The organism is Nocardiopsis camelliae (genome assembly GCF_028993595.1).
GTDB classification, from domain to species: domain Bacteria; phylum Actinomycetota; class Actinomycetes; order Streptosporangiales; family Streptosporangiaceae; genus Nocardiopsis; species Nocardiopsis dassonvillei.
This window is the reverse complement of the sequence record NZ_CP118614.1, coordinates 4,171,855-4,188,930: the sequence shown is the minus strand read 5'-3', so window position 1 is coordinate 4,188,930 and position 17,076 is coordinate 4,171,855. Positions and strand designations below refer to the sequence as shown.

The following is a 17,076-nucleotide window of genomic DNA, read 5'->3' as shown; positions in this document are numbered from 1 at the left end:
GTTTCCTCGCCGGTGGGGGCGGGCTATTTCTGGTGCCCCGAGTTATTGGAGGCACCGTTGTAACGAATGTGTCGACCTGTGGATTCGGTCCTTCTAGGGTGCGCTGACCGGGTTGCCGTAGAAGGGCCGTTATGGAATTCGACGAGAAGGTTTCCGCGCTCAGTGCCAAGGTGCAGAAGCAGCGTGATATGACCCAGACTGAGGAGGCGGCCAAGAACGCCTTCGTCATGCCCTTCATCGCGACCGTCCTCGGATACGACGTCTTCGATCCGCGCGAGGTGGTGCCCGAGTTCACCGCGGACGTCGGCATGAAGAAGGGCGAGAAGGTCGACTACGCCATCATGCGCGACAACGAAGTGCAGATGCTCATCGAGTGCAAGAAGGCGAACGGTGAGTTGCGGATCGAGCACGCCTCGCAGCTCTACCGCTACTTCTCCGTCACCAACGCGCGGATCGCGGTCCTCACCAACGGCGTGGAGTACCAGTTCTACACCGACCTCGAAGCGCCCAACCGCATGGACTCCAAGCCGTTCATGGTGCTCGACCTCGGCGACGTGGACGAGACCCTGCTTCCCGAACTCCACAAGCTGACGAAGGCCTCCTTCGACCTGACCTCGGTCATCGACGCGGCGGAGAAGCTCAAGTACCTCGGGGCGATCAAGCGCGCTCTGGCCGAACAGTTCCAGGATCCCGAGGACGAGTGGGTCAAGTTCTTCGCCAGCCGCGTCTACGACAAGTCCTTCACCAAGCGGGCCCGCGAACAGTTCACGCCGCTTGTCAAGGAGGCCGCCTCCGCCTTCCTCGACGACCAGGTCAACGTCCGGCTGAAGAAGGCGCTGGAGTCCACGCGTCCCCAGCAGGAGGAGGCGGCGCCGGTCAGCGGCGAGGAGGTCGCGGAGGAGGACCTGGAACGCGGTAGCGGCATCGAGACCACCCTGGAGGAACTGGAGGGCTACCAGGTCGTCAAGGCGATCGCGTGCAGCGAGGTCAAGCCGCAGCGGGTCACACAACGGGACTCCAAGAGCTACTTCGCCGTCCTGTTGGACGACAACAACCGGAAGCCGATCGCACGCCTGCACTTCAACGCCAGGTCGAAGAAGTACCTCGGCACCTTCGACGCCGACAAGAACGAGACCCGGCACCCCCTGGGGTCGATCGACGAGATCTACCTCCACGCGGAGAGGATCCGCGAGTCGGTGCGCAACTACCTCGTCTGAGGTCCGGGCGATCCGGCGGCCGCACGGCCGCCGGACCGCTCCTTCCGGGCCCCGCCCGCGAAGGAGCGGCCCGTTTTCGCGCGCCTTCCGGCAGGCCGCGTCAAACCGGGCCGACCGCCACCACCGCGCCCGCCGTCGGGGCGCCACCGGTTCCATGTTCGGACGGAACGCCTGGCCAGGGATTGCGACCCCGTGTCCGCGGCGGGTCCGTGCTGGAACGGTGTGGTGTGAGGATGCCACGATGGGTGCATGGGACGGATGAGAGCGGTCGTGCTCACCGCGCACGGCGGACCGGAGGTACTGCACGCACGGAGTGACTGGCCCCGACCCGTACCCCGTGTCGGCGAGGTGCTGGTCCGGGTCCTGGCGGCGGCGGTCAACAACACCGACGTCTGGACGCGGGAGGGGGCCTACGGCTTGCCCGGTGACCCCGACGCGCGGGCCGGTTGGCGCGGCCCCCTCCGTTTCCCGCGCGTGCAGGGCGGTGACATCTGCGGTGTGATCGCCGAGGCGGGCCCGGGCGTCGACGCCGACCGGGTGGGCCAGCGCGTCCTGGTGGACCCGGCCCTGTACCGCGACCACACGCGCGACGCGCCGCCGGTGGGACTGCTCGGCAGCGAGGCCGACGGCGGCTTCGCCGAGTTCGTGGTCGTGACCGCCGAGCAGGCCCACGACGTTACCGGCTCGCCGCTGTCCGACGAACAGCTGGCCGCCCTCCCGGTGGCCTACGGCACCGCCATGGGCATGCTGGAACGCGCGGACGTCACCGCCGGTGAGACGGTCGTGGTCACCGGTGCCTCCGGCGGTGTCGGCCTGGCCCTGGTACAGCTCGCCGCCGCACGCGGTGCGAACGTCATCGCGGTCACCAGTGGAGACAAGGCCGCCGAGGTGCTCGCCGCCGGGGCCTCGCACACCGTCGACCGAGGCGGCGACCTCGCCGAGCAGATCGACCGGTGCGCTCCCGGAGGCGTCGACGCGGTCGCCGACGTGGTCGGCGGTCCACTGGTCTCCCAGCTCATGCCGCTGGTCCGTGACGACGGGCGGTGGGTCGTGGCGGGGGCGGTCGCCGGACCGGTCGTCGAGTTCGACCTGCGTCGGCTGTACCTGCACAACATCAGCCTCATCGGCTCGTCGATGCACACCCGCGAACACTTCGCCGTGCTGTTGCGTGCGGCGCGAGGCGGCACGGTCCAGCCCGTGATCGCGGCCCGGTACGCGCTGGACGACCTGGCCACGGCCCAGGAGCAGTTCACGCACCACCAGCACGTCGGAAAGATCGTCGTCACGATCGACTGACCCCGAGGGCATCGAAGACGGACGTCGTCAGTTCGTCTCCGTCGCGGCCGTTGGCGGTTCCGGTCTCCCGTTCGCCGAAAGGCCGGTGTCTAACGCCGGTGCCGGATACTGGGCCCATGGCGATCATCTACAAGGCCACTCTCACACCGAGCAAACCCGAGCTGATCGGCGCCTGGCTGGACGGCCAGCCGTGGGCGGGCCAGGGGCCCGGCGAGATCCTCGGCGCGTACCGGTTCGACGACCCGGAGGGCGAGGTCGGGGTGGAGGTGTTCCTGGTCCGGCGCGGGGAGCGTCTGCTCCACCTGCCGCTGACCTACCGGGGCGCGCCCCTGCCCGGGCATGAGGACCACCTCGTCGGCACCCTGGAGCACTCGGTCCTGGGAACGCGCTGGGTCTACGACGGCACCGAGGACGAGGTGTCCCTCGCCTGCTTCCGGCGGGCGCTGGAGGGCGGGCAGGAGCAGGCGGAGCTGGAGGTCTGGGAGGAGGGCCGCCGCCTGGAGAACAGGCCCCAGCAGGTCGTGGTCTCCAGGGAGCCAGGCGCCGGCTCCTCCCGGGGCGGGCGGGTGCTGGTCCAGCGGGTCCTGGACGGTGAGCACGAGGGGAGCGTGCGGCTTCTCGCCCGGTGGGGCGACGAGCAGGCGGTGGTCGCCGCGCTGGTCTGACCTGTGGTTCCTCCCGCCCGGGCGGGAATCACCGGTGCCGGGCCCGGCACCGGCGCCGACGGGTGGCCGCCCGCCGCGTGCCGACCTGTCGGCGGCGTGTGGTTGGCTCCTCCCATGGGTGTGGAGATCGAGCGGTTCGTGCGGTTGGTGAGCGCGCTGCCGGAGTGCGAGTCCAAGGACTCGGACCAGTACACGACGTTCCGCGTGCGCGGCAGGCCCTTCGGCTACCTGTGGCCGCGCACCGCCACCGTGGGGCTGAAGCAGACCCTTCTGGAGCAGACCGCGCTGGTGGCCGAGCGGCCCGAGGTGTTCGAGGTGCAGTTCACCGCGGGCGGGTTCGGCTGGGTGGTCGTCCACCTCGACGGGATCGACCTGGACGAGCTCAGCGAGCTCACCCTGGAGGCCTGGTACCTGACCGCCCCCGAGGAGCTGATCGCCGCCCCGCCGACCCCGGATTCCCTGGTCCGGGCCTGACCCGGACCCCGGACAGGTCCTCGGTCCGGCCCGGCCAGGCGGCCGCGCACGGTCAGCGGTCCAGGAGCTCCTCCGTGCCGGTGCCGGGAAGGGCGACCGTCACCTGTGTTTCCCACGGGTCGCGGAGCACCACCGACCTGCCGGTGTCGGCGTGGTCCAGCTTGTGCTCCCTCAGGCGCGCGACGAGCGCGTCGAGGTCCTGGCGCGCGGGTACGGTGATCGCCACGTCGCCCAGTCCCAGGCTCGCGGCGCGCGGACCCGCGCCCGCGCTCTGCCAGGTGTTCATCGCGACGTGGTGGTGGTAGCCGCCCGCCGAGGCGAACAGCGCGCCGGGGTAGGTGTCGACCGTGGTCTCGAACCCGATCGCGTCGACGTAGAAGGCCCTGGCGGTCTCGATGTCGCCGACCTGCAGGTGCACGTGTCCGACCTTGCCCGCCCGGTGCGGTCCCTCGGCGACGACCGCCTCGTCGAGGTGCGTGCGCAGGTAGTCGTTGGGGTCCAGGTACAGCGTGCCCATCCGCAGCCGCCCCTGGTCGTATCTCCAGGCCGACCGGTCCCGGTCGGTGTAGAGCTCGATGCCGTTGCCCTCGGGGTCGGTGAAGTAGAAGGCCTCGCTGACCAGGTGGTCGGAGGAGCCCGCGAACCGGCTGCGCGGCTCCTGTGCCGCGCGGTAGACGGTCGCGGCGAGCGTCGCCGGGGTCTCGAACAGGAACGCGGTGTGGAACAGCCCGGCCTGGCGCGGGTCGACGGCGGGCAGCCCCGGGGTGGAGACCAGCCGGACCATGGGGGTCCGGCCGCGGCCGAGCACGCGGTGCACCTCCCGGCCGTGCGCCCGTTCCTCGACGGGTTCCAGGGCGAGCGCGTTCGCGTAGTAGGAGGTCATCGACTCCAGGTCGCCCACGCGCAGGGTCACGGCGTCCATGCCCGTGTCGTCGCTCAGGTTGCGCTCGTCCGGGGACGACGCCCGCGGTGTCGACTCGGTCACGTCGGACATGGTGGTCTCCCAGTCAGTAGGTCCGAGGGGTTTCCCGTGCCTCGGAGCTCGGGGCTGCTTTGCCCCAACAACACCATCCTAGGGAAGTTTCTTCCTTGTCAAATAAATGTCGTGCGGCTCTCCCCGCCGGTCCCACACCGGTCCCCGGGGAACGGCGCCCGGTAAGGGGAGCGCCCGTTCACGGGCGCCGGTCCGTGAACGGGCACCCCGTCTGACGCGTCGGCAGACAAGCCCGGTTCAGAGCAGGGCGTGGCCGTGGGCGGCCACGAGCGGAGCCAGGTCGGGGACCCCGAAACGCGTGCGCAGCTCCTTGAAACGGGTCACCTTGTCCTCGCCGAAGCGGGCGACGGATGCGGCGTAGGAGTCGGCGGAGAAGAACACCGGCGGGTTGCGCTTGCTGTGGAACTTGTCGGCGTACATCACCAGCTCCTCCTCGGCGGACTCGGCCACGTAGTCCCCCTCCGGAACGGGAAGCCCCTGGTCGCGGATGTCCTGCCGGGTCAGCCCCACCCCGGTGTGGTGCGAGCAGAACCGGCACAGCGCCTCGGGCAGCCCCTCCCCGGCGAGGATCTCGTGACCGAGCACCCCGTGGCTCACGTAGCGCGCGTGGTCGAGCCGCCCGGAGGAGTCGTACAGCCGGTAGACCCCGATGTCGTGCAGCAGGCACCCCGCCCGGACCAGGGCGCGGTCCAGCGCCGGGCCGGAGCGGTCGAGCAGCTGCTCGGCGACCGCGCACACGATCTCGCAGTGGGTGTAGACGAGATCGAACGCCTCACGCGTGGGCGCGTACCTCTCGTGCAGCGCGCGGATCTCTTCGTCGCTCGGGATCACCATGACCCGACGCTAACCGGAACGGAAACCGTTCGAGGACGGGGCCTCGGTGCGACACGCTCAGCACATGGGCCGCCGACTCTCACCCCGCACCCTGCTCTGGAGCGAGGCCGATCCGCGCGTGCACGCCTTCGACGGTGCCTGCTCACCGGAGCGCGCCGCCGGGATGCTCGCCGTACCCGCACGGGCCAGGGCCGACGCAGCCTCCGGCGCACCGCTGGCCTTCGACCTGCTCAGCTCCTGGCAGAGGGTGGTCCCGGGCATTTCCGACACCCCGTTCCGCAGCGCACCGGCCTTCGCAAAGCAGGGCCGGGAGCGCTACGGCACCGGCCCGGGCCTGCGGGGCCTCCTGCGGGCCTTTGCCGACCTGCCGAACGGCAGGGTAAGCGGGGTGGCCCCGCAGCCGCGCTGCGTGCCCAGGGGCACGCGCCGGTCATGGAGGACGCGACCGGCGACACCGCCGGGAGAGAGCGCCGGGTGGAGGAGGGGGTGAGCCCGTGCCCGGGCGGCGCGAGCGCCTGCTCGCCCTGGCCCGGGACCTGATCGGTCACGGGTGAGAACACTGGTTCTGGCGCGCAAGAGATAAAGCCGAGTTTCTGATGTGACACGAGGGTCAATCGTGAAATCAGCTTTGTGTTGAGGAGTCTGTCGCCCGGACTTCTGCCGGGGCCTGTGATTTTTGTTTTGGTGGAGGATTTGTTGTTTGCCTCCAGGGTGGGATGAGCGAATCGTATCGGTGTTCGGCTCGCACCCTTTTCCGGATGCGGGAAAAGTGGGGCGTGGGGCTGTTGTTCCGCTGTTGGTGAACTCATAATGGCTACTGGCGTAGGCAGTTCCTCGACCCCCCGGAGGAAACGGCGTTGTCGGCCAGTGTGCGTGATTTCCCCTTTCTCGCCGTGCGTACCGTCGGCGGCCTGCTGCCCGAGGACATGCTCCTGCGCGTGGCACGGGACCGCGGCCTCCCCGGAACGGCACCCGGCGACTACGGTATGGTCGGTGTCTCCTCGGTCTCCGACGAGGCCGAGCGCCTCTGGCCCCACCTCCTGGCCGTGTGGCGGGAGCTGCGCCGGGCTCTGCCCAGAGAGGCTGCGGACGCGCCCCCTCCCGCGGATCCCGCCAACGCCGCCCTCACCCGGTGGGTGGGGCCGCTCCTGGAGGCACTGGGCTTCGGACGGCTGGCCGGTCTGCGCTCCCCGGGTGTCACGGCCGACGACGACCCCGAACGGACCCTTGCCGTCAGCCACCGCTACGCCCAGGCGCTGGTGCACATCGTCCCCTGGAGCCAGGAGCTGGACCGGCGCGAGCATTCGGGGCCGCCTCCCCAGTCCCTGGTGCAGGAGGCGCTCAACCGCGCCTCAGCGCACCTGTGGGGAATTGTCACCAACGGGCGCAGACTCAGGCTGCTGCGCGACTCCAACTCCCTCGCGGGATCGACCTACGTCGAGATCGACCTGGCAGCCGTGTTCGACGGCGAGCTCTTCAACGAGTTCGTCCTCATCCTCCAGCTCCTGCACGCCTCGCGCTTCGAGGCCCGCGGCGACGGTCCGCCCTCCACCTGCCGACTGGAGGAGTGGCGCGAGGAGGCCATGCGCTCGGGTGTGCGCGCCCTGGACGCCCTGCGAGACAACGTCGAACAGGCCGTCACCGCCCTGGGCACCGGGTTCCTGTGCCACCCCGCCAACACGGCACTGCGCGCCTCACCCGACGCGGGCCGACTGCACGGGGCGCTGCTCCGGCTCGTGTTCAGGATCGTGTTCCTCATGGTCGTGGAGGACCGCGACCTCCTCCACCCGCCGGGTGCCGAGGCCCGTGAGCGCCAGCGCTACGCCGCCTACTTCTCCACCGCCCGGCTGCGCCGCACGGCCGACCGCAGGGGCGGCACCGCGCACAGCGACCTCTACGAGGCGCTGCGCCTGGTGCTGGACGCCCTGGGCGATGAGGAGGGGCGGCCCGAGATCGCACTGGTGGGCCTCGGAGGGCTGTTCAGCCCGACCGAGGACGACGCTCCCCTGCGCGGGATGCGCCTGTCCAACGAGGCACTGCTGCGCGCCACGCGCAGTCTGTCCCGTGTCCGTGACGCCGGGTCGCGGCGCTGGCGTCGGGTGTCCTTTCGAACCCTGTCCTCCCGGGAGCTCGGCGCCGTCTACGAATCCCTCCTTGAGACGGTCCCCGAGTACGGGGCCGACGGCCGGTCCTTCCGGCTGGTGCACCGTGCGGGGAATACGAGGAAAACGACCGGTGCCTACTACACCCCCGCCTCGCTCATCTCCCGCCTGCTCGACTCCGCGCTCGAACCCGTCCTCGACGACGCGGTCAAACGCGGGGAGCAGCTGGCCACCGAGCACGCCGAACTCGACCCGGCCGACACCATCGCGGAGATGCTCCTCTCCGTCACGGTGTGCGACCCCGCGTGCGGATCCGGGCACTTCCTCGTGGCCGCGGGCCACCGCATCGCCAAGCGTGTGGCCGCCTACCGTGAGGGGACCCTCGAACCTCCGGAGGAGGCCTACCGCCACGCGCTGCACGATGTGGTCGCCCGTTGCCTCTACGGCGTCGACCTCAACCCCATGGCAGTGGCCATCGCCCGGATGTCGCTCTGGCTGGAAGGCATGGCCGCGGGGCGGCCCCTGGACCTGCTCGACCCGCACCTCAAGCACGGCAACGCCCTCGTCGGTGCGACTCCCCGGCAGATCGACGGGGGGATCCCCGACGCCGCCTTCACGGCTGTGGAGGGTGATGACGCCAAGGTCGCCGCCGCGTTCCAGCGGGCGAACCAGCTGGAGCGGCAGGGGCAGGACAGCCTCTTCGACCCGGAGGAGGAGTTCCGGCTCTCCAACACCGACTTCTCGTATGAGCTCAACTGCCTCTACGCGATCCGGGTGGGAAGCCTGCGCGACGTCCGTCGGCAGGAGAAGGTCTACCGGGACTGGCGGGAGTCGGAGGCGTACCGCAGGCAGTTGTACATCGCCGACACCTGGTGCGCGGCCTTCTTCTGGGAGAAGCGGGCGGGGGCCGCACGACCGGTCACGCACGAGGCCTTCGAGACGTTGAAGGCCTTCGAGGAGTCGGCCACCCCGGCGCGGACCCACGCGGAGATCAGGCGTCTGGGGGAGAGCCACCGCTTCTTCCACTGGCACCTGGAGTTCCCCGACATCTTCCCCGTCGGGTCCGATGACGCGCCGCGAGGGGAGGCCGGTGCGGGGTGGAGCGGCGGGTTCGACTGCGTGCTCGCCAACCCGCCCTGGGACAAGCTCGACTTCGAGGACAAGAAGTACTTCAGCGTGGTGGAGCCCTCCATCGCGCGCATCGCCGGGGTCGCCCGGCGTCGACGCATCGCGGAGTGGGCGCAGGAGGATCCCGAGGCGGGGGAGGAGTACCGGCGGGCGCGTCGCGCGGTGAAGTCGACGTTCCACTTCGCGGCGAGGTCGGGCAGCTATGAGAAGTGCGCGGAGGGGCTCAAGGTCAAGGGCGTCAACTCACTCCAGGCCGACCAGCTCTTCGTGGAGCGGTTCACGGCACTCGCACACCCTGAAGGCAGGATCGGAGCGATCGCGCCCACTGCTCTAGCCACGGGAGCTGGGGCGCAGAAGCTGTTCGACGCTTTCACCAGACGCCGCCGGGTGAGGTCGTTCTATGATTTCGAGAACCTTCAGAAGATCTTCTCCGCTGTCGACGCCAGGCAGAGATTCTGCCTCCTGACCCTGGACAGCGGGGACAGGCCTGCGCCCGCTGCGAAGTACGCCTTCTTCGTTCACGACCCAGTGCAACTCGACGACCAGCGTAAGGTGTTCGAGCTCAACCCCGACGAGATCGAACTTCTCAGTCCCAACACCGGAAGCCTTCCGGCGTTTCGTTCTCGACGCGACGCCGACCTCACCACCTCCGTGTACCACTCGATCCCAGTACTGCAGAAAGAGGGGAAGGGCCGGGGGAACCCGTGGGGAATCCGTTTCCGGAACCTCTTCAACATGACCGACGATTCCGATCTCTTCCGTACCCGTGTGGATCTGGAGGGGGAGGGGTGGGTCCTCCAGGGCAACGTCTTCCACCGGGACCGGCAGCGAATGCTGCCATTGTACGAGGCGAAGATGGCCCATCATTTCGATCACCGGTGGAACATTTTTTCAGGGGCGAAAGGTGACGATGTTCGCCAACTGGGCCCCGCTGAGAAGCATGATCCGGCGAAGGCCGCTCTGCCCCGCTACTGGGTGCCCGAGGGCGACGGTCCGGCTGGCGAACATGACTACCGGGGTCGTCCTGTACACCAAGAGGGTGTTTCCACCAGGCTGGCCGCTTCCGGCTGGGACAGGCATTGGCTCTACGGTTGGCGCGACGTCACTAATGCTACGAACGAACGCACCGCCATTCCGGCTTTTGTGCCGCGGGCTGCCGTGGGTCATAAATTTCCTTTGATGTTCTCCGATCTTCCTGGAAGCTTCATGGCAGGGCTGTGTGCTGTGCAGAGCTCTCTGGTGTTCGACTACATCAGTCGACAGAAGATCAGCGGTAGCAGCATGGGGCTCTTTGTCTGGAAGCAGCTGCCCGTCCCGCGCCCCGACCAGTTGGAACCACATCTGGACTTCTTCGTGCCCCGCGTGCTCGAACTCGTCTACACCGCCCACGACATGGAGCCCCTGGCGCGGGACCTCGGCCACGACGGACCGCCCTTCGCCTGGGACGAGGAACGCCGTGCGGCCATCCGTGCCGAGTTGGACGCCTACATGTTCCACCTCTACGGCCTGGGGAGGGAGGACACCGAGTACGTGCTGGAATCCTTCCAGACTTCCAGCGGGGGCCTGAAGAACAACGAGATCGCCCGGTACGGCACCTACCGCACCAAGGACATGGTGCTGGAGGTCTTCGATCGTATGGCGTCGACCGGTGTGTCCATAAAAAGCCCATTGGGTGATAATTCGGGCTTTTGTTCTGTTCTTGAGCCTCCCCCTGGTCAGTGGCGCTCGTGACTGCCTCTGTGGGTCTCGTATTTTTGGCGGCCAGGGTGGAGCCGGGGTGAAACGAGTGTCCTTCCTGCCTGGGGCTGCTTTTTCGTAAGTGCGTTCCCTCTGTTGTCTCGTGGGGCTGGAGAGGATTCAACACCCCGAGCGTGTGCAGCGTGTTGACAGTGCTTTCGTGGTGTTGTTAGCTATGGCTGTTCCCAAGCGCTCTTCAGGAGGTTTCCTGTGTACCTTCAGCGACTCCATGTCCAGGGGTTCCGCTCTCTGGCCGACACCACCGTCACCTTCCAGCCCGGCGTGACGGCCCTGGTGGGCGAGAACAACGCCGGCAAGACCAACGTCATCGACGCGGTCCGCCACCTCACCGCCCCGCTGGACGGCCAGCGCGACCTCTACCTCCGCGCCGAGGACCTGTACCGCGACGGCTGCGGCGAAGACGCGCACGGGGAGGGATGCCGACGCACGATCGACTTCGAGGCCCGCTACGCCTCCGACAACCCCGACGACCCCACCGATCTCGCCCTCTACGACCAGGCCCTCAACGCCGACCGGACGACGGTCAGCTACCACCTGACCTACGCGCCCCCGGACATCGGGGCGCAGCGGGGGACCACGAGCTGGCGCGCCGGGCAGACACCCACCACGGACCGGGATCCCGAGCCGGGCGCCCGTCGGCGCATCCGGCACCTGTACCTGCCGCCCCTGCGCGACGCGCGGCGCGAACTCGCCTCCGGTGCGGGCAACAGCATCCAGCACCTGGTCGGCAGCTTCCTCAGGGAGGAGGGAGCGGCGGAGACGTTCCAGAAGGAGGCTCGGGAGTACTTCGGCGGTTTCGACAAGCTCACACCCCTGCCCAAGGTGGGCGAGGAGGTGCAGAGCAAGCTCACCGCCCTGACGGACGGTGTCCGCTCCCAGTCCACGGGCCTCGGACTGTCCCAGGCCACGGTCCGATCGGTCGTGCGCTCCCTGCGCATGCGGCTCAAAGAGCACGACCTCTCCCCGCAGGAGGTGGCCGAGAGCGGTCTGGGCTACGCCAATCTGCTCTACATCGCCACTGTCCTCGCGCAACTGCACAAGGCGGCCGAGGCCGACCTGACCGTGCTGTTGGTGGAGGAGCCCGAGGCCCACCTGCACCCGCAGTTGCAGACCATCCTCATGGACTGCCTCCGTGAGGAGACCGAGAACAGCCAGAAGCGCGACCGTTCCGGACAGCCCTGGCTGGGCCGCGTCCAGGCCCTGGTCACCACGCACTCCCCGCACATCGCCACCTCGGTACCGCCGCAGGACCTCGTCGTCCTCCAGCGGCACGGCCGTGGTACGGCGACCGGCGTCGGTGAACCCGGCCCAGAGGAGAAGAAGGCTCCCCCCGCCTTCCACGGGACCACGGGCGTGGCCGTGCGCAACCTCAACCTGGGCAACCGGGACCTGGTCAAGGTCCGCAACTACCTCAACGCGACCAGGAGCACCCTGCTGTTCGCGTCCCGGGTCCTGCTCGTGGAGGGGATCGCCGAGGCGGTACTGGTGCCGGCCCTGGGCGCGGGCGTGCTCAGCGGACCCGGGCGCCGACGCCTGCGGGGCACGGCCGTCGTCCCCATCGACGGGGTCGACTTCGATCCCTACCTCAGGGTCCTGCTCGACGTCGACCCCGCCAGCGGGCAGCGCATCGCCCAGCGCGTCGCGGTCATCACCGACGGGGACTTCTACGATCCAGCCGGCAAGCAGAAGGTCGACCGTGCCACCAACCTGCGCAAACTGCTCGCGGACCTGGGTGCGGACGAGGGTGTCGCCAAGGTGTTCGCCAATGAGACCACCCTGGAACCCGAGCTGCTCAAGGCCCACCCCGACAACGCCGAACTCATGAGGAGGGCGTGGAAGCTCCAGCGCCGTCAGGCCGCCGAGGGGCACTGGCGGGAGCTTGAGGCGCAGCCGTCCGTAACCCGGGACGCGTACTTCGCCACGATGTTCAAGACCCGCAAGGTGCGCAAGGGAGACTTCGCCCAGGACCTCGCCGCCCTCTCCGCCGATCCCGCGGTTGCTGAGTCGCTGGTCGCCCCCGCCTACTTCGCCGAAGCCCTGCGCTGGATCACCGAGGAGAGCCGTCATGAGCACTGACACCCTTGCGGCAGTCGACCTCGGCGTCCTGTGCGCTGACGCCGCGAGGGCTCAGGCCGAGGCGGCCACCCGCCTGCTCGATCCCGGCGAGGTGCTCTGGGTGAAGGCCTGCCCCGGGGCGGGCAAGACCCGGGTCATCGTGGACCGGCACCTGGCCCAGCCCCCACCGGGCAGGCGCGGACGCGCCATCGCCTCCTTCACCAGGGCCGCCAGCCGGGAGGTGCGTTCCCGGATCATCTCTGAGTGACTGTTGGGTATGCGGGTGATTACACGGCCTGGTCGGCAGAGCGGTTGCTCCACCGCTCGCTCTGACCGGCCAGCCGTGTGGCCATCAACCGGATCATCGCGAGCTTGACCATGGCCTCCGAACCCGTGGTCAGACGTTCGTAATCGCGCGCCAAACGGCGGTTGCGCACCAACCAGGCGAACGTGCGCTCCACCACCCACCGGCGCGGCAGCACCTGAAACCCCCTGGCGTCGTCGCTGCGCCGGACGATCTGCACCACTAACCGGAACGTCTCATACGCCCAGGTGAGCAGGCCGCTGTCGACCTTGTTCGCGTACCCCGCGTCAGCCCATACCAGCCCCACCGTCGGGAACCGGGCCGCCAAGGTCTCCAAGACCCGGCGCCCACCGGGGCGGTCCTGGACCGAGGCCGAGGTCACCGCGACCACCAGCACCAACCCCAACGTGTCCACGACCAGGTGGCGTTTGCGGCCCTTGGTGCGCTTGCCCGCGTCGTAGCCGCGGTCGGTACCGCCCTCCCCGGTCAGGATCGACTGGGAGTCCAACACCGCCGCCGAGGGGTCCCGATCGCGGCCCGCCTCCTCGCGGACCCGGGCGCGCAGGGCGTCGTGGATCCGATCGATGGTGCCGTCGGCCCTCCAGGTGCGGTACCACCGGTAGGCGGCGTCCCAGGGGATCAGGTCGTGGGGGATCATCCGCCACTGGCAACCCGAGCGCAGCACGAACAGGATCGCGTTCCAGACCAGCCGGTCGTCGTATTTGCGGGGTGCTCCGCCTTTGGCTTGGTCGCGGACGGGCATGAGGGGCTCGATCACCTCCCAGACGGGGTCGGAGAGGTTAGAGGGGTAGCATGGGCGGGCGTCCCCGCCGGACTTGCATCTGCACACACAGCGCAATTCTGGCGGGGATGTTCTGTTCTCCCGCCAGCGACCCGGGCCGGTCACCTCACGCAACCACCCGCATACCCAACAGTCACTGAGCTTGTTCTTTAACCTGCGCGGTTCCTGTGCTGTGCGAGGGTGAGGTCGCGTTTGACGGTTTTGCCGACGTCGTAGCGGGACGCCGGGCGGCGGTTCTTCGAACCGGGCGGTCGTCCGGGACCGGGCCAGGAGGGTTTCGGTGCCCTGGCCGGACGCGCCGCCTTCACCCGCAGGTGGCGAAACCCCCGCCGGACCCGGGCGGGGGTGAGTCGGCCCGGCTCAGCGGGCCGCTCCCAGGGACGGCGCAGATCCTCGGCCAGCGGGCGGGCCAGACGCAGCTGGGTGTGCGCGGCGATGACCAGCCAGGTCCACCGGTCGGCCGCCTCGCAGGAGCGCACCCTCGGGCAGGTCCAACCCAGGGTCTGCTTGAACAGGCGGAAGGTGTGCTCCAGATCGAAGCGGCGCAGGAACGCCTGCCACAGCACATCGACCAGCTCGCCGCTGGCTCCGGTGACCGATGACCACAGCCACACCGGCTTGGGGTCCCGGTCGCCGGGCAGGTGCTCGACCTCCAGGCGCACCAGGGTCCCCTCAACGACGGGCAGGTTTCCGTCGTGGTCCAGCCAGGGGCCGCGGTGGGTAAGCCGGGGGTGCAGCCGGTCCCACGCCCGGGCGTGGGCGGTGCCGTAGCGGGTGGTTTCAGTCACGGTGGCCTGGTCGGGGGCGTGCCAGCTGTCCGGCTCGGCCAGGGTGAATACCCCGCCGTGCTTGCGCGGGCGCCCGATGGTGCCTGGGGGCCGGGGCGGTGCGGGTCGCAGCATGACGCGGTCGGAGCGGATGCGGCCCACCAGTTCCACGGGCAGGTCGGCCAGGACGAAGGCCAGACGGCACACGTCGTAGCCGGAGTCCATGACGATCAGGATGTCGGCCTCGCCTTGGCGCCAGTGCCCGGCGGCGATGAGGCGGGTGACGACCTCGCGCAGCTGGGCCGCAGTGACGGCGGTGGCGTCGTCGGCCGGGCCCAGACGGACCGCGTCCAACAGGGCGGTCCACGAGGTGCGGCCGGTCTCCAGGGCGGCGACGAAGGAGTAGGGCCAGCCGGGGATGAACTGCGAGGTGTTCTTGGAGCGGCCGTAGACGTGGCAGAACAGCCGGTCGGGGCTGCACGGTGCGTCGGGACGCAGCCAGGGCGAGACGTCCACGGCGAGAACGATCCGGCCGTCGGCCGCCCGGGGCAGGGGTAGTTCGGCCAGCGAGCGCCGCAACCTGCCAGTGTCCACCTGGCCGTGGTTCAGCGCGTCATACATCGCGCCGTGTCCGCGCCGGTGCTCGGCCACCAGTGTCAGATCGACCAGCGAGCTTACCGGCCCGTCGGAGCACAGCATCGCGTCGCACAGCTCGAACAACGTGTCTGCCCGGCGGGGCAGACAGTCGTGGAACTCGCTTCGAAACCAGGACAATGTGGGCAACGCCTCGACGCCGACGGCGTCATCCATCAGACTCATCACAGCGGCCGTTCCTCGGTACTTCGTGACTCGACATCTCGAAGCGTGAGGGATGGCCGCCACTGTTGTCCGGGGAACGGCGAACCCCGACAAGAAACGATCTTGCCGGGGTTAAAGAACAAGCTGAGGCGGGGCCCGCCTCCGCCGAACACCCCAACGCCGTCACCACTTTGGACACCTTCTTCTGGCGCCACCTGGTCCGCCCCTACCTGGGAGCGCCGCGGGACGCCAGCACCGAGTGGAACCGGTTGGACTCCTGGGAGGAGCACCCCTCCTCGGCGGGGTTCGACGGCGGGCTCACCCTGGACGACTTCACGTTCACCGCGTCCGGCGCCGCCCTCGACGATGATTCGGTGTGGAAGATCCGCAAACTACGCCTCACGCGGTCCCAGGCCCTGGCATGGGCGGAGCGGCAGCACGCCTCCCTCACCGGCAAGGGCCACATGACCGGTGACCAGGTCAGGCAACGAGCACTGGCCAACTTGTCCGAACCCGGCCTCGCGGCGGCGATCGGTGCCGCCCTCACCGCCCGGTTCGCCGAACTGGTGGTGGACGAGGCACAGGACTGTTCCGACGTGGACGAAGAACTCCTGCTGCGCCTGAGCGAACAGGGCCTTCCGCTGCTGTTGGTGGCCGACACCGACCAGGCGGTCTACGGGTTCCGCCGGGCCAAGGGCAGCCAGGGCCACACGATCCGGCCCCTGCCCCGGGACAACGCCCTCCGGTTGCGCCACAACTGGCGCAGCGGCCAGCGGCTGTGCCGCTTCACCGCCACGCTACGCGGTAACCCCGAGCCCGATGTCGCGGTCGGCAGGCACAGGGACCAGGACAGCCCCGTCCTGCTCCTTCCCCACGCTCCGGGCGAACGCCATCCGGTCCGTGCCTTCCACGCCGCTGCGGAGGGCATGGGCGTCAAGAAGGAGGAGACGCTCGTCCTCGCCCACCGCTGGAGTGCCCTACCTCGTGAGTTGGCCGGTACGGCGAAGGTACCTTCGGGCGACCTCGCACGCCTGGTCTGGGCGGGTGAGGTGCTGGCCGCCCCGAACCCCGGCAAGAGGTTCCGGGAGCGGGCCCGCAAAGCCCTGCGCTCGACCCTGCTCGACCTCTGGTGCGCACCTGAGGCGGATTCGCGGGTCACCGAGGCCGAGCGCATGCGGGCCGCCGGTATCGATACCGCCCTGTTCGACCGGGCCGAGGCCCTGGTGCGTTACGAATACCCCTCCGCCGACCTGCCCCTGGCCGAGTGGGAGCGCAGGCTGACCTCATCCCTGCTCCGGCATAGTCCTTACGCGGTGCGTACCGAACCACCGGGTCGTGTGCGCTGGCAGGAGGCGGACGCGGGTCTTCGCACCGCTCCCGCGCGTCGCCTCTACGACGACTCGGTCGCGCCGCTGAACCCTCTGCCCGGTGTCGGACGCACCAGCAGTGTCCACGGGGTCAAGGGGGAGGAGGCCGATGCGGTCCTGGTCATGATCCCGGCCAGGAGGGCGTGGTCGAGGGTCCCGACGGTCATCGACCGCTGGCTCGACCCGGGCCGCGACCCGGACGAGGACGTTCGCGTGCTCTACGTCGCCGCCACGCGTGCCCGCCGTCTCCTGGCGCTCGCACTGCCGGAGGAGGACCTGGAGCGCGTGGCCTCCTTCCTCTCCCGGCGAGACGTTCCCTATGAGCGCTCCGTCCCACCGGGACCGGGACGAAGGTCCCTGATCAACCGCTGAGCGGCTTTCCGCACGGTCTTTTTTCCCGAACACCGCGCGTCGGCGCACCCGGACGGGTTGACTTCCCCCAGAAACCCCCTTCCCGGGCGCGCCGACCGCCCGGGCCCCTCAACGCCTCCACGGCCGCTCCCGCGACCCCGCCC

Annotated in this window: 13 protein-coding genes; 9 read left to right on the top strand and 4 right to left on the bottom strand. The window is 69.4% G+C overall.

Features of this window, described 5'->3' with window-relative positions:
• The first annotated feature begins 131 nt into the window (after positions 1-131).
• The 4 genes from PV789_RS18290 (at position 132) to PV789_RS18275 (ending at position 3,652) form a co-directional block, all read left to right on the top strand.
• Positions 132-1,217, top strand: a complete 1,086-nt coding sequence (locus tag PV789_RS18290; protein ID WP_274973781.1) for a type I restriction endonuclease — start codon at positions 132-134, stop codon at positions 1,215-1,217.
• A gap of 249 nt (positions 1,218-1,466) precedes the next feature.
• Positions 1,467-2,513, top strand: a complete 1,047-nt coding sequence (locus PV789_RS18285; RefSeq protein WP_274973780.1) for a zinc-binding dehydrogenase — start codon at positions 1,467-1,469, stop codon at positions 2,511-2,513.
• Between the two features lie 116 nt (positions 2,514-2,629).
• Positions 2,630-3,178: a CG0192-related protein gene (locus PV789_RS18280; protein WP_274973779.1), complete on the top strand. Its 549-nt coding sequence runs from the start codon at positions 2,630-2,632 to the stop codon at positions 3,176-3,178.
• Between the two features lie 114 nt (positions 3,179-3,292).
• Positions 3,293-3,652: an MmcQ/YjbR family DNA-binding protein gene (locus tag PV789_RS18275; protein WP_274973778.1), complete on the top strand. Its 360-nt coding sequence runs from the start codon at positions 3,293-3,295 to the stop codon at positions 3,650-3,652.
• Positions 3,653-3,704: 52 nt separating this feature from the next.
• On the opposite strand, the gene PV789_RS18270 is transcribed toward PV789_RS18275, so the two are convergent.
• Positions 3,705-4,646, bottom strand: a complete 942-nt coding sequence (locus PV789_RS18270; protein WP_274973777.1) for a VOC family protein — start codon at positions 4,644-4,646, stop codon at positions 3,705-3,707.
• A gap of 237 nt (positions 4,647-4,883) precedes the next feature.
• The gene (locus PV789_RS18265) at positions 4,884-5,480 is read right to left on the bottom strand and encodes an HD domain-containing protein (RefSeq protein ID WP_274973776.1); all 597 of its coding nucleotides are present in this window, start codon (positions 5,478-5,480) and stop codon (positions 4,884-4,886) included.
• 64 nt (positions 5,481-5,544) lie between these two features.
• Here PV789_RS18265 and PV789_RS18260 point away from each other — a divergent pair, with 64 nt between their 5' ends.
• From PV789_RS18260 to PV789_RS18245, 4 genes are all read left to right on the top strand, one after another.
• Complete coding sequence (locus PV789_RS18260) at positions 5,545-5,970, top strand: hypothetical protein (RefSeq protein WP_274973775.1); 426 nt, start codon at positions 5,545-5,547, stop codon at positions 5,968-5,970.
• A 403-nt stretch (positions 5,971-6,373) separates the two neighbouring features.
• Entirely contained in the window at positions 6,374-10,441 is a 4,068-nt protein-coding gene (locus tag PV789_RS18255) for an Eco57I restriction-modification methylase domain-containing protein (RefSeq protein ID WP_274973774.1), read from the top strand.
• 216 nt (positions 10,442-10,657) lie between these two features.
• On the top strand, positions 10,658-12,544 hold the full coding sequence (locus PV789_RS18250; RefSeq protein WP_274973773.1) for an ATP-dependent nuclease: 1,887 nt from the start codon (positions 10,658-10,660) through the stop codon (positions 12,542-12,544).
• Entirely contained in the window at positions 12,534-12,791 is a 258-nt protein-coding gene (locus tag PV789_RS18245) for a UvrD-helicase domain-containing protein (protein WP_274973772.1), read from the top strand. Before PV789_RS18250 ends, PV789_RS18245 begins: the two co-directional genes overlap by 11 nt.
• Positions 12,792-12,810: 19 nt before the next feature.
• On the opposite strand, the gene PV789_RS18240 is transcribed toward PV789_RS18245, so the two are convergent.
• Together PV789_RS18240 and PV789_RS18235 are read right to left on the bottom strand one after the other, a co-directional pair.
• Positions 12,811-13,677, bottom strand: coding sequence for an IS5 family transposase (locus tag PV789_RS18240; RefSeq protein WP_274973384.1), 867 nt, complete (start codon positions 13,675-13,677; stop codon positions 12,811-12,813).
• Between the two features lie 101 nt (positions 13,678-13,778).
• On the bottom strand, positions 13,779-15,215 hold the full coding sequence (locus PV789_RS18235) for an NF041680 family putative transposase (RefSeq protein WP_274973233.1): 1,437 nt from the start codon (positions 15,213-15,215) through the stop codon (positions 13,779-13,781).
• Positions 15,216-15,385: 170 nt separating this feature from the next.
• On the opposite strand from PV789_RS18235, the gene PV789_RS18230 reads away from it, so the two are divergent.
• A complete protein-coding gene (locus PV789_RS18230) occupies positions 15,386-16,933 on the top strand; it encodes a UvrD-helicase domain-containing protein (protein WP_274973771.1) in 1,548 nt (515 codons plus the stop codon).
• Positions 16,934-17,076 lie beyond the last annotated feature (143 nt).